Raw genomic sequence first — 12,788 nt, 5'->3', positions numbered from 1 at the left:
GTTCAACTCGGTAAGCCTGCCCAGCAGCAAGGTGGGCTCGTAGCGGTACCGGCGACAGCCCGCCTGGCCGTGGCTACGAGTGGTTTTCGTCAAAACCGACAAGGTTTTCACCGAGTAGGAGACGGCATCAGCTGCTTCGCCAAATACGGCGCCGTTCGGCTGTGTTTCGTACGTGCAACCTCATTCGGCGTGCCCGCCGCGACAACCTGTCCACCGTCGCTGCCGGCTCCAGGCCCTAGGTCGATCACCCAGTCCGCACCCGCGACCATCCGCATGTCATGTTCGGCCACCACCACGGTATTGCCCGCCTCGACCAGGCGGTGCAGTTGACGATCGAGCAGATCCACATCTGCGGGATGAAGCCCGGTCGTCGGCTCGTCGAGGACGTAGAGGGTATGCCCTCGGCGCGGTCGCTGGAGTTCGGAGGCGAGCTTAATCCGCTGCGCCTCGCCACCTGATAGCTCAGTCGCGGGCTGTCCGAGACGGAGATACCCCAGTCCGACGTCTCGCAACGTAGTCAAGCTCCGCGCCGCCTTTGTCACGTCGGCAAGAAAGCCCGAGGCCTCGTCGACGGTCATCGCGAGCACGTCGGCGATCGTGCGATCGCGGTACCGCACCTCGAGTGTCTCGTCCGAGTAACGCGCTCCTTGACACGCCGGGCAGGTGGCGTATGTGCCCGGCAGAAACAACAATTCGACGGAGACGAACCCCTCCCCCTGACAGGTGGGACACCGCCCTTCGGGCACATTGAACGAAAACCGGCCCGCTGTCCAACCGCGCCGACGAGCCTTGGCAGTCGCGGCGAATTCGTGGCGCACGGCGTCGAACAAGCCGGTGTAGGTCGCCAGCGTCGAGCGCGGCGTGCGTCCGATCGGGCGCTGGTCGACAGATACCAGCCGATTGATCTCCTCGACACCTTCTGCCGTCACGCCGACGCTCGCGTCGTGATCGAGATCGACGATCTCGGTGTCGGTTTCGTCGTTACCAGATTCGCCCGGCTCGGCTGCGCGTCCCGTACCGAGATGGCTGTGCACAACGTCGCCGAGGACCTTGACGACGAGCGTTGACTTGCCGGAACCGGACACTCCGGTGACCGCGGTGTACACACCAAGCGGCAGGTCCACGTCGAGGTCGCGCAAATTGTGGAAGCAGATCCCGCGCAGTCGCAACTGCCCGGACCGCGTCCGCGGTTCACGGGGCGCCGGCCTGGCCCCATCGAAGAGGTACCTGCGAGTGACCGATCCCTCGATGTCGGCGAGACCCGGCACCGGCCCGCTGTAGAGCACACTGCCGCCAAACTCCCCGGCCCCGGGTCCGACATCGACGACCCAATCGGCACGGCGTACCACATTCATGTCGTGCTCGACCACGAATAGCGAATTGCCGGCGCGCCGTAGGCGATCGAGCACCTCGAGCAGCGGTTCGGCGTCCGCTGGGTGCAGCCCGGCCGACGGCTCGTCGAGCACGTAAAGCACGCCGAACAACCCGGCGCGCAGTTGGGTGGCCAGCCGCAACCGTTGCAATTCGCCCGGTGACACTGTCGGGGTGCGGCGACTAAGTGTGAGGTAGCCGAGGCCGAGGTCGACGAGTACCTGAAGGCGTGCGACCAGATCGGCGGCGATCATCGTCGCCACTTCTGTCAACTCGCCCGATTCCGTTGACTCGTACGCGGGGGCGGCATCGGTCCGAGAAGCCGTCGGGCGCAACGTGTCAGCAAGATCGGCCAGCGGCATTGCCGCGTAGTCGGCGATGGTGTGCCCGGCGAATGTTACCTTCAGCGCTTCCGGTCGCAGCCCGGAACCGTCGCATACCGGGCATTCGACGGTGTCGACGAATTGCAGTACGCGACGGCGCATCATCGGGCTATGGGAATTGGCCAACGTGTGGCGGACGTGGCGCTCGGCACTGGAGAACGTCCCGTTGTAGTAATAGTCGGCCTGCACCGGGTGCTGGCGCGGGTCAATTTCGACCGTTGGCTGCTCATCGGTGAACAGAATCCAATTGCGTTGACGCTTGGGCAGTTTCCGCCATGGCTTGTCGATGTCGTACCCCAACGTGATGAGGATGTCACGTAAGTTCTGGCCCTGCCACGCGCCCGGCCATGCGGCGACGGCGCCTTCACGGATGGTCAGCGACGGGTCAGGTACAAGTGACTCCTCCGTCACCCGATGAATTCGCCCCAATCCGTGGCATTCGGGACACGCCCCCACCGCGGTGTTCGGGGAGAACGCATCGGAGTCCAGTCGTTCAGTGGCCCCCGGAGGGTAGGTTCCGGCGCGCGAGAACAACATCCTCAGCAGGTTCGACAGGGTGGTGACGGTGCCGACCGTCGACCGCGACGTTGCCGAACCGCGGCGCTGCTGCAATGCGACGGCGGGCGGTAGGCCCGTGATGTCATCCACCTTGGGCGCGCCGGCTGGCAGCAGCAACCGACGGGCGTACGGGGCGACGGATTCGAAGTAGCGACGCTGGGCCTCGGCATAGATGGTCCCGAACGCCAATGACGATTTGCCGGATCCGGAGATCCCGGTGAACGCGACCAGCGCGTCGCGGGGCGCTACGACGTCGACACCACGTAGATTGTGGACCCGCGTCCCGTAAACGCGCACACATGAGTCGATTTCATCAGTGCGCAGGTCGGATTTCACTGTCATCGTGCTCAGACGAGTACCCGCGCTGCAGCCCAGCAAGCATGATGTTTGCTGCTCACCGTCGCAGCGCGCATACGGGTACGGGTGGAACGAATCGTTATCCGTCCAGTCGGCCAAGACGATGGTGTGTTCTGTGGCGCCCGACTCGGGACGAGGTTCCGGTCGCGCACCGCCTCCCGGTCGAGCCAGGTGGCGCCGACCTTTACCAGGTCGTCGCGGATGCCCGGCCACGAGGTCAGGGTCCGCCCATCGAGCAATCCTGCGGACGCAAGCGCCGACGGCCCGTGAGACCGCCAAGTATGTGGGTTAGCAGTCCCGGCACCGAGAGCGTGCCGGATTTAACGCGGTGGCTTAAAGGACAATTCCCTGTCCTCAAGACTGGTGGCCAGGGGCGGGATCGAACCGCCGACCTTCCGCTTTTCAGGCGGACGCTCGTACCGACTGAGCTACCTGGCCGGAAGGCATGTAGTGCCTCGCCGAGTTGGCGACCCTGACGGGACTCGAACCCGCGACCTCCGCCGTGACAGGGCGGCGCGCTAACCAACTGCGCCACAGGGCCTTGCTGCTGCTCCGCGTCACCGCGTCGCGTACCCCCAACGGGATTCGAACCCGTGCTACCGCCGTGAAAGGGCGGCGTCCTAGGCCACTAGACGATGGGGGCCAGAACCGAATCACTCCGGGGTACTCGCAACGTGGTTTCGTTAGGAGCCACGTCAGCTTAGGTCACTGTGTGCCCAATCCTCAAACGAGCCGGCTTTCGGGCCCAAGTATCCTGAATCTCCGCGGCCCCTATAGCTCAGTTGGTAGAGCTACGGACTTTTAATCCGCAGGTCCTAGGTTCGAGTCCTAGTGGGGGCACCAAAGCGGCTAGTTGGCCGCGTCGATCGGCGCTCAGCGCCCGAGCACCGCGCTGCTGTAGGTGACATCGGCAAAGGCTTGGGCGACCTCATCATCGGCGTAGACAAAGCCGTTGGCCGCGTGCAGTTCCGCGACCGTCTGCGACGAGGTCCGCCAGCCGCGCTGGTCGAGGTGGTCGACGATGTGGCTGCGCTCGCCGTGATAGACGAGGTCGTTGAAGTCGACCTCGAAGCCGAGCTCGCTCATCCGGTCGTGGTGCGCCCGCCAGCGCGGGTCGGCGAAAATGGCGGTGTCAGGCACGAAGTCGAAGGCCAGGCGGCTGCCGGGGGCGCTCAGCGCGGTGATGTTGTCGAACAGCGCGTCCTGGGCCTCCTCGGGTAAATACACCAACAGACCCTCGGCGCTCCACGCGGAGGGAGCCTGCGGGTCGAATCCGGCATCGCGCAACGCCGTGGCCCAATCGTCACGCAGATCGACGGCCACGGTGCGCCGCTCGGCGGTCGGCTCGGCGCCCAGATCGTCGAGGGTCAGAGTCTTGAATTCGATGACCTCCGGCATGTCGACCTCGTAGACGACGGTGCCCGCCGGCCACCGCAGGCGGTAGGCGCGCGCGTCCAGCCCCGACGCGAGGATCACCGCCTGGCCGATTCCGCTCCGGGTTGCGTCCAGGAAGAAGTCGTCGTAAAACCTTGTGCGACAAGCCATCCCTCGCGCCATCCGGTACGGATCGAACTCGGAAGCCCCACCGGCCGGGATCTCCCCGTTCACCAGCCGGACGTAGACGTCGATCCCGACGGCGCGCACGAGCGGCGCCGCATAGGGATCGTCGATCAGCTTCGCGTCGGAGGACAGGGCCCGCTGCGCGGCGACCATCGTCGCCGTCGCCCCCACGCTCGTCGCCAAATCCCAACGATCACGATCGGTGCGCGCCATGGTGCTCCTCATCCCGACCAAAATTAAATAGACAATCTAGTCAGTATCACAGGACTCCTCCCCAAATCCCGCGGGACTACCCTGCGGCCTATGACCGACTTCGCCCAGCGGACGATCGACCTGGCCCGGCGCAACGTCGCGGAGGGCGGTCGCCCGTTCGCGACCGTGATCGTCAAAGACGGGGATGTCCTCGCCGAGAGTGCCAACAAAGTGGCACAGACGAGCGACCCGACCGCCCACGCCGAAATCCTGGCCATCCGGGATGCGTGCATGAAGCTGGGCACCGAGCACCTGGTCGACTGCACGATCTACGTAATGGCCCATCCGTGTCCGATGTGCCTCGGCTCGCTGTATTACTGCTCACCCAAGGAAGTCGTCTTCCTTATTACTCGCGAGGCCTACGAGCAGTACTACCTCGACGACCGCAAGTATTTCGAGGTGTCCACCTTCTACGACGAATTCGCCAAGAGTTGGGACCGGCGGCGCCTGCCCATGCGCTACCAGCCACAAGAAGGCGCGGTGGACGTCTACCGGCTCTGGAACGAGCGCAACGGGGGTCAGCGCCGGTCCACGGTCGTCCCGTCACCCTAGGAAGGCAGCCGTTGGCAGCGCCGCCGAACTTGAATATTATTTGCGTATGCATGCAGATAGTAGCGAAGGCCGGCTACCGGACGATCAGGCGAGTCTGGTGGTCGAGGTCTTCCGGATGCTCGCCGACGCCACCCGCGTGCAGGTGCTCTGGTCGCTGACCGGCCGCGAGATGGCGGTCAACGAACTCGCCGAGCACGTGGGTAAGCCGGCGCCGTCGGTCTCCCAGCATCTGGCGAAGCTGCGAATGGCGCGCCTCGTCCGCACCCGCCGGGAGGGAACGACCATCTTCTACAGCCTCGAGAACGACCACGTCCGTCAGCTCGTCATGGACGCGGTCTTCAACGCCGAGCATGCGGGTCCGGGCGTGCCCGGTCATCACCGCACGGACGGCGGGCTGAAGGCCGTCGCCGAATCAGCGCCCTTGCCGGGCCGGCGGGACAGCGGCACCAAGTGAATAAGGGATCGGCACAACGCTTTTGACCCAAGGAGTCACACCATGACCGAGCAGCACACCCATGACACGCCGCACGCGCACGAACACGGGCACGGCGACGTCACTCATGCGCACACGCACACCGCGCACGAGCACGACCACGTCCAGCACGAGCACTCCCACGGCCACGCCGACGGCACCGAGCACAGCCATCAGCACGTGCACCAGGCGGGCCTGGAGGACGTGCACGGTCACCCGCACTAGAGGGCGCTAAACCCGAGGGCAGTAGTGCATGGGATCGCCGCGCTTGTCCAGCGGCGGCAGATTGCGTGCCGGCGTCTGCGGCAGCGGCGCGTCGGCCGGGATGCGCCCGGATGCGCGGTCGAGGCCGGCACGGGCTCGCGGGTGCTTGCGGTACCTGGGCGGCACAACGGCGAAGATCAGCCGCACCATGTTGCCGAAGCGTCGGTGCAACCACTCGTCGCGGCCGGTCCACTGAAAGCCCAACCGTTCGCGAACGGCTGGGTGATAGAAGCCGACTGTGAGCCAGACGAAGAACGGCCGTGACAGCTTGGTCAGGCCGCCCCACAGCCAATCCGGGAGCCACGGAGCGATCGGCAGCTTGTCATATATGGTCAGATCGAGCACTGCCCGCGTCGCGTAATTATCCTCTAACACGTTGCGACACATGTGGTCCCAGTAGACCTGAAACTCTTCCCAGGTCTTCGGCACCGGACGCATGCTCATGCCGTACATCCGGTACCACTGAATGTGTTCGTCGAAGAGTTGGCGCTTTTCGGCTTCGGTCAGACCGCCGCCGAACCGTTCGGCCACCAGGATTGTGCCCATGAAGAACGTGCTGTGTGCCCAATAAAAGACGTCGGGATTGAGTGCGTGGTACCGACGCCCTTGGTCATCCACGCCCTTGATGTCGGTGTGGTAGTCGCGGACCTCGGCACCCGTCGTCGGAGCCCGGTCTCCGTCGAAGACCACCCCACCGATCGGGTAAAGCGACCGCATCACCCGCGGCAACGGTTCCCGGAAGAACGTCGAGTGTTGCTCCACAGCGGCGCCCAACTGCGGGTGCATGTTCTGCATGGATCCCGCGAACGGGCCCTGCAGCATGCCGCGCCAGTCGCCGAAGTACCGCCAGGTCAGCGATTCGGGGCCGAGCGGGACTGGTGGCGCGTCGTAACCGAGGGGCGACACCGGGCAGCCGCCGGCTACACCGGCCGACGAGTCCGCCGTGGTTGCAGCGTCGCGCACGACGTCGCTGGTCAGCGGACGGGGTCCGGACGTATGTTGAGGCACTATTAGGTTCCTGTAGGTATCTGCAAAACTGACTACATGCGTTGTCAGTTTCAAGCTTAGGAGCGGTGTGCAGTCCGGTCAACGACGGGGCCGTTGGACCGGCGTCCCCTTGGGGGATCGCCTTGCCCTCCGCCGCGACGACCTCATCGCCGCCGGGGTGCAATTGCTCGGCAGCGACAGCCGACCGGCGTTGACCGTGCGTGCCGTGTGCCGCAAGGCCGCGTTGACCGAACGCTACTTCTACGAAAGCTTCTCGGATCGCGACGAATTCGTGCGCGCGGTCTACGACGACGTATGTACGCGCGCAATGAACACACTCACCTCCGCGAATACCCCGCGGGAGGCCGTCGAGAGGTTCGTCGAGCTGATGGTCGACGACCCGGTCCGCGGGCGCGTGTTGTTGCTGGCACCGGCGGTCGAGCCGGTATTGACGCGCTCGGGTGCGGAGTGGATGCCCAGCTTCATCGAACTGCTGCAGCGCAAGTTGTCGCGGATCGGCGATCCCGCGCTGCAGAAGATGATCGCCACCAGCCTGGTCGGTGGCCTGTCCAGCCTGTTCACCGCATACCTGAACGGACAGCTCGGCGCGACGCGCAAACAATTCATCGATTACTGCGTCGACATCCTGTACACCACGGCGGCCCCGTACGTGCCCGCGCCGGACCTGGGGTAAGTGCGACTAACTGTTTGTCGGCCTGGCGCGGCGGCAACTCAATAAAACGTGAACTTGATGGCCGCGAGAAGAGCAAAATATGGCATCTAACCGTTACCGCGGGGAGCGGCCAGGCAGCTTGATGCTACTGATGTACACAGATATATTGACTGCTACCCGTCGACACAGATAACTGGAGGCCTTATGTCAGCCGAGCTGACACACCTACAGCTGCTGCACGAGCTCGAACCGTTCGTCGAGACCTACCTCAACCGGCACGAGAGCATGCATAAGGACTGGAACCCGCACGACTACATCCCGTGGTCAGACGGCAAGAACTTCTACGCGCTCGGGGGTCAGGACTGGGAACCCGAGCAGAGCAAGCTATCCGACCTCGCCCAGGTGGCGATGGTGCAGAACCTGATGACGGAAGACAACCTCCCCTCGTACCACCGCGAGATCGCGATGAACTTCGGCCTGGACGGCCCCTGGGGCCAGTGGGTCAACCGGTGGACCGCCGAGGAGAACCGGCACGGGATCGCGCTGCGCGATTACCTGGTGGTGACTCGCGCGGTGGATCCGATCGAGCTGGAGAAGCTGCGCGTCGAGGTGGTGAACCGGGGCTTCAGCCCGGGCCAGAACCAGCAGATTCGAGCCGACCTGTTTGCCGAAAGCCTGTTCGACTCGGTCATCTACGTGACGTTCCAGGAGCTGGCCACCCGGATCTCCCACCGCAACACCGGCAAGGCGTGCAACGAGACGATCGCCGACCAGCTGCTGGCCAAGATCTCGGCCGACGAAAACCTGCACATGATCTTCTACCGCGATGTCAGCGACGCCGGGTTCACCGCGGCCCCCAACCAGGCGATGAAGTCGCTGCACAAGGTGCTGCGCAACTTCCAGATGCCGGGCTACCAGGTACCCGAGTTCCGCCGGAAGGCCGTCCTCATCGCCGTGGGCGGCGTGTACGACCCGCGCATCCACCTCGACGACGTGGTCATGCCGGTGCTGAAGAAATGGCGCATCTTCGAGCGTGAGGACTTCACCGGAGAGGCCGCCGCCATGCGCGACGACCTTGCGCTGCTGATCAAGGAGCTTGAGCAAACCTGCGAGAAGTTCGAGATCTCGAAGCAGCGTCAGCTCGACCGGGAAGCGCGCACCGGCAAGAGGACCACCGCGCTCGAGCTGCACCAGACCGCGGGCACGCTGACCATGAGCCGGCGGTAACCACGCGGTGCGCATCGGGCCCATCACGCTCGCCAGCCCGGTGGTGCTGGCACCGATGGCGGGCGTATCCAACGTCGCGTTTCGGACGCTGTGTCGTGAACTCGAGCAGTCGAAGGTCGGCACCGTCAGCGGGCTCTATGTCTGCGAGATGGTGACGGCGCGCGCGCTCGTCGAGCGGCATCCGGTCACCATGCACATGACCACCTTCGCGCCGGACGAGTCGCCACGCTCGTTGCAGCTCTACACGGTCGATCCGGCGACCACGTACGCCGCGGCCAAGATGATCGCCGACGAGGGCTTGGCCGACCACATCGACATGAATTTCGGCTGTCCGGTGCCCAAGGTCACCAAACGCGGCGGCGGGGCCGCGTTGCCGTACAAGCGGCGGCTGTTCGGGCAGATCGTCGGGGCGGCCGTGCGCGCAACCGAAGGCACCGACATCCCGGTGACCGTCAAATTCCGCGTCGGCATCGATGACGAGCACCACACGCATCTCGATGCCGGCCGCATCGCCGAAATGGAGGGTGCCGCCGCGGTCGCGCTGCACGCCCGCACGGCGGCGCAGCGCTACTCGGGCACCGCAGACTGGGAGCAGATCGCCCTGCTCAAGCAGCACGTGCGGACGATCCCGGTGCTGGGCAACGGTGACATCTACGACGCCAGCGACGCCCTGACGATGATGGCCAGCACGGGATGCGACGGCGTCGTGATCGGACGCGGCTGCCTGGGCCGGCCCTGGCTCTTCGCCGAACTGTCGGCCGCATTCACCGACAGCCCGGCCCCCGTGCCGCCCACGTTGGGCGAGGTAGCGGGCATCGTCCGCCGGCACGGGCAGTTGCTGGCCGCGCACTTCGGCGAGGACAAGGGGATGCGCGACATCCGCAAGCACATCGGCTGGTACCTGCACGGCTTCCCGGCCGGCTCGGAGCTGCGCCGAGCGCTGGCGATGGTCAAGACGCTCGACGAACTCGATTCGCTGCTAAGCCAATTGGACGGCACCGTGCCCTTCCCGGACGCAGCGAGCGGCCCCCGGGGCCGGCAGGGCTCACCCGCGCGGGTGGCACTGCCCGAAGGCTGGCTCACCGACCCGGACGACTGCACTGTGCCGGCCGGCGCCGACGTGATGCACTCCGGAGGCTGATCGACCGCGCGAAATCGCGTCCGGGCAGATAACTCAGTACGATGTGGACCTTGCTGCATTGCGCGTTGCTGCGGCGGATCGGTAACGCGCCGCCGCCCGAGCGCGACAAAGGAGTGCGACCCACGGGTGGCATGACCGCTGCGCGGATACGCCAGGCGCTGGGCCGACATTGCGCACGGATACGCTGACATCCGCATCAGAGCTTCGGAGGCCGGTAAGACATGAGTGACGCCGAGGACGACGCCACTCGCGACGCCCGACGCGCTGCGCTTGGCGCCGCCCCCTGGGAGCGGTTCTCCGAGCCGCCGGCTGACTACAGTCGGCACCTCTGGCAGACCGAGAGTGCGGTCGAGCCCATCCAATCCCGGGCCGCCGACGACGAAGAATCCGGATCCCATACGGCGGGCGGAGTCAGCGTCGCCGACCTGATCGCGAAACTCGGTGCCCCTTCGACCGGCCGGTCCACTCACCGCCGCGCCGAGCCGGACGTCGAACCCGCCATCGAACCGGCCCAAGCCGAATCGGACCTGCCGGTGGAGCTGCAGAAAACCCAGGTGATCGAGGACCTGGCCTATTCGCTCGACGCGGTCTCGGAGCTCCCCGACCTCGACGCCGCCGAATATCCGAGCGGCCAGGGACCCGTATCCGGCGAAGATTCGGACGCCCAGCGGCGGACGCCCCGGCGCCGCCGCCGGCCGATGCTGCTGGCCGCGCGCGCGGTGGCCGCGGTGCTCGCGGCGCTTACCCTGGCCATGACCGGCGGGGCGTGGCAATGGAGTACGTCGAAGAATGCCCGGCTCAACACGATCAACGCTCTCGACCAGGACTCCAGCGACATCCGCGACCGCAACGGCCAGTACGGGGACGAAGATTTCCTGATCGTCGGCCTCGACTCGCGCGCCGGCGACAACGCCAACATGGGCGCCGGTAACACCGACGACGCGGACGGCGCCCGGTCGGACACCGTGATGCTGGTCAACATTCCGGCAAACCGCAAACGCGTGGTGGCGGTGTCGTTCCCGCGCGACCTGGCGATCACCCCGATGCAGTGCGAGGCGTGGAACCCGGAGACGGGTAAGTACGGGCCCCTCTACGACGCAAAGACCAAATCCTGGGGTCCGAAGATGATCTACACCGAGACCAAACTGAACTCGGCATTCGCCTTCGGCGGCCCGAAGTGTCTGGTCAAGGAGATCCAGAAGCTATCCGGTCTGAGCATCAACCGCTTCATCGCCGTCGACTTCGCGGGGTTCGCCAAAATGGTCGACGCGCTGGGCGGTGTGGAGGTGTGCTCGAAAACCGCGCTGCACGACTACGAGCTGGGCACCGTGCTCGACCACGGCGGCCGCCAGGTCCTGGACGGCTCGACCGCACTGAATTACGTGCGAGCCCGTCAGGTCACCACCGAAACCAACGGAGACTACGGCCGCATCAAACGCCAGCAGCTATTCCTGTCCTCGCTGCTGCGCTCGCTGATCTCCGAGGACACGCTGCTCGACCTGAACAAGCTCAACAATGTCGTCAACATGTTCATCAGCGACACCGTCGTCGACAACGTGCAGTCGAAGGATTTGATCCAACTCGGTCAGTCGTTGCAAGGCATGGCGGCCGGGCACGTCACGTTCGTCACCGTGCCGACCGGCGTCACCGACCAGAACGGCGACGAACCGCCGCGCATGGCCGACATGCGGGCGCTGTTCGACGCCATCATCAACGACGATCCGCTGCCCGAGGAAAACGACCAGAACGCAAAGAATCTCGGGACCTCTGACGACAAGTCCGGCGGGCAGACGAAGGCACCCGCCACCAAGAAGGCACCCGCCCCTACCGCGGCGCCCGAGGCCCGGCATGAGCAGGTCACCACGACCACGCCCGGTGATGTCACGGTGCGCGTCTCCAACGCGACGACCCAGAGCGGCCTCGCGGCCACCGCGACCACCCAGCTCAAGCGGGACGGCTTCAACGTGATGACGCCGGACGACTACCCGAGCTCAGTGAACACGACGACGGTGTTGTTCTCGCCCGGCAACGAGCAGGCGGCGGCGACCGTGGCGTCTTCCTTCGCCAATGCGAAGGTGCAGCGAGTGTCCGGCTACGGGCAGGTCGTTCAGGTGGTGCTCGGACCCGACTTCAAGTCGGTCGCCACTCCCCAACCGAGCGGCTCGTCGATCAGCTTGCAGATCGAACGCGGCTCGGGCAGCGCGCCGGCCAAGCTGCCCGAGGACCTGACCGTCACCAACGCCGCCGACACCACCTGCGAGTAAGCGCCTTTGGCGGCGCTCCACCGCTCTTTTTCTCAGCCGAGAACGTAGGCTTGGCGATATGCGGACCGCCTACCACGAGCAACTCTCGGAGTTATCCGAGCGGCTCGGCGAGATGTGCGGGCTGGCGGGCATCGCCATGGAGCGGGCCACCCAAGCCCTGCTGCAGGCCGATCTGGTGCTGGCCGAACAGGTGATCTCGGACCACGAGAAGATCGCCACCCTCAGCGCCCGAGCCGAGGAAAGCGCCTTCGTGCTACTGGCCTTGCAGGCGCCGGTCGCCGGTGATCTGCGGTCCATCGTGAGCGCTATTCAAATGGTGGCCGACATCGACCGGATGGGCGCGCTGGCCCTGCACGTCGCGAAGATCGCCCGACGTCGGCATCCTCAGCACGCGCTGCCCGAAGAGGTCAATGGCTACTTCGCCGAAATGGGCAGGGTTGCAGTCGAATTGGGGAACAGCGCGCAAGAAGTGGTGATGTCACGCGATCCGGAGAAAGCCGCCCGGATCCGCGAAGAGGACGACGCCATGGACGACCTGCACCGCCATTTGTTCTCGGTGCTGATGGACCGCGAATGGAAGTACGGTGTGGCGGCCGCCGTCGACGTGACGCTCCTGGGCCGGTTCTACGAGCGCTTCGCCGACCACGCGGTCGAAGTGGCCAGGCGCGTCATCTTCCAGGCGACCGGCAAGCTGCCCGAAGAAGAAACGAAACCCACCTCGCAGTAA

Annotated in this window: 12 protein-coding genes and 4 tRNA genes; 9 read left to right on the top strand and 7 right to left on the bottom strand. The window is 65.5% G+C overall.

Annotated features, from left to right (window positions below):
• Nucleotides 1–107 precede the first annotated feature (107 nt).
• The 5 genes from A5773_RS03255 to A5773_RS03240 form a co-directional block, all read right to left on the bottom strand.
• Nucleotides 108–2,654, bottom strand: coding sequence for an excinuclease ABC subunit UvrA (locus A5773_RS03255; protein WP_067789380.1), 2,547 nt, complete (start codon nucleotides 2,652–2,654; stop codon nucleotides 108–110).
• Nucleotides 2,655–2,659: 5 nt separating this feature from the next.
• On the bottom strand, nucleotides 2,660–2,989 hold the full coding sequence (locus tag A5773_RS26730; protein ID WP_082948070.1) for a DJ-1/PfpI family protein: 330 nt from the start codon (nucleotides 2,987–2,989) through the stop codon (nucleotides 2,660–2,662).
• Between the two features lie 41 nt (nucleotides 2,990–3,030).
• A tRNA-Phe gene (locus A5773_RS03250) sits at nucleotides 3,031–3,107 on the bottom strand.
• Between the two features lie 26 nt (nucleotides 3,108–3,133).
• Nucleotides 3,134–3,210, bottom strand: a tRNA-Asp gene (locus tag A5773_RS03245).
• A gap of 29 nt (nucleotides 3,211–3,239) precedes the next feature.
• Nucleotides 3,240–3,312 (bottom strand) — tRNA-Glu (locus tag A5773_RS03240).
• Between the two features lie 124 nt (nucleotides 3,313–3,436).
• On the opposite strand from A5773_RS03240, the gene A5773_RS03235 reads away from it, so the two are divergent.
• Nucleotides 3,437–3,512, top strand: a tRNA-Lys gene (locus A5773_RS03235).
• A 30-nt stretch (nucleotides 3,513–3,542) separates the two neighbouring features.
• Here the strand turns inward: A5773_RS03235 and A5773_RS03230 are convergent.
• A complete protein-coding gene (locus tag A5773_RS03230) occupies nucleotides 3,543–4,442 on the bottom strand; it encodes a class I SAM-dependent methyltransferase (RefSeq protein WP_067789372.1) in 900 nt (299 codons plus the stop codon).
• Between the two features lie 90 nt (nucleotides 4,443–4,532).
• Between A5773_RS03230 and A5773_RS03225 the strand changes: the two genes are divergently transcribed.
• Genes A5773_RS03225 through A5773_RS03215 form a run of 3 tightly spaced genes read left to right on the top strand, consistent with a single transcriptional unit; the run spans nucleotide 4,533 to nucleotide 5,730 of the window.
• Nucleotides 4,533–5,033: a nucleoside deaminase gene (locus tag A5773_RS03225; RefSeq protein WP_067789370.1), complete on the top strand. Its 501-nt coding sequence runs from the start codon at nucleotides 4,533–4,535 to the stop codon at nucleotides 5,031–5,033.
• 46 nt (nucleotides 5,034–5,079) lie between these two features.
• Nucleotides 5,080–5,487: a metalloregulator ArsR/SmtB family transcription factor gene (locus tag A5773_RS03220; protein WP_082948069.1), complete on the top strand. Its 408-nt coding sequence runs from the start codon at nucleotides 5,080–5,082 to the stop codon at nucleotides 5,485–5,487.
• A gap of 42 nt (nucleotides 5,488–5,529) precedes the next feature.
• The gene (locus A5773_RS03215) at nucleotides 5,530–5,730 is read left to right on the top strand and encodes a zinc transporter Slc39a7 (protein ID WP_067789364.1); all 201 of its coding nucleotides are present in this window, start codon (nucleotides 5,530–5,532) and stop codon (nucleotides 5,728–5,730) included.
• A 6-nt stretch (nucleotides 5,731–5,736) separates the two neighbouring features.
• On the opposite strand, the gene A5773_RS03210 is transcribed toward A5773_RS03215, so the two are convergent.
• On the bottom strand, nucleotides 5,737–6,777 hold the full coding sequence (locus A5773_RS03210) for an oxygenase MpaB family protein (RefSeq protein ID WP_082948068.1): 1,041 nt from the start codon (nucleotides 6,775–6,777) through the stop codon (nucleotides 5,737–5,739).
• A gap of 67 nt (nucleotides 6,778–6,844) precedes the next feature.
• On the opposite strand from A5773_RS03210, the gene A5773_RS03205 reads away from it, so the two are divergent.
• The 5 genes from A5773_RS03205 (at nucleotide 6,845) to phoU (ending at nucleotide 12,788) form a co-directional block, all read left to right on the top strand.
• Nucleotides 6,845–7,450, top strand: a complete 606-nt coding sequence (locus A5773_RS03205) for a TetR/AcrR family transcriptional regulator (protein WP_067789361.1) — start codon at nucleotides 6,845–6,847, stop codon at nucleotides 7,448–7,450.
• A 183-nt stretch (nucleotides 7,451–7,633) separates the two neighbouring features.
• Nucleotides 7,634–8,656 carry an acyl-ACP desaturase gene (locus A5773_RS03200; protein WP_067789359.1) on the top strand — a complete coding sequence of 341 codons (1,023 nt, stop codon included), beginning with the start codon at nucleotides 7,634–7,636 and terminating at the stop codon, nucleotides 8,654–8,656.
• 7 nt (nucleotides 8,657–8,663) lie between these two features.
• Entirely contained in the window at nucleotides 8,664–9,797 is a 1,134-nt protein-coding gene (gene dusB / locus A5773_RS03195) for a tRNA dihydrouridine synthase DusB (RefSeq protein ID WP_067789357.1), read from the top strand.
• A gap of 221 nt (nucleotides 9,798–10,018) precedes the next feature.
• Nucleotides 10,019–12,061: an LCP family protein gene (locus A5773_RS03190; RefSeq protein WP_067263667.1), complete on the top strand. Its 2,043-nt coding sequence runs from the start codon at nucleotides 10,019–10,021 to the stop codon at nucleotides 12,059–12,061.
• Between the two features lie 58 nt (nucleotides 12,062–12,119).
• Complete coding sequence (gene phoU / locus A5773_RS03185; RefSeq protein WP_066957929.1) at nucleotides 12,120–12,788, top strand: phosphate signaling complex protein PhoU; 669 nt, start codon at nucleotides 12,120–12,122, stop codon at nucleotides 12,786–12,788.

The sequence above is a fragment of the Mycobacterium sp. 852014-52450_SCH5900713 genome, assembly GCF_001667075.1.
Lineage (GTDB): Bacteria > Actinomycetota > Actinomycetes > Mycobacteriales > Mycobacteriaceae > Mycobacterium.
This window is presented reverse-complemented; position numbering and strand designations above follow the sequence as displayed.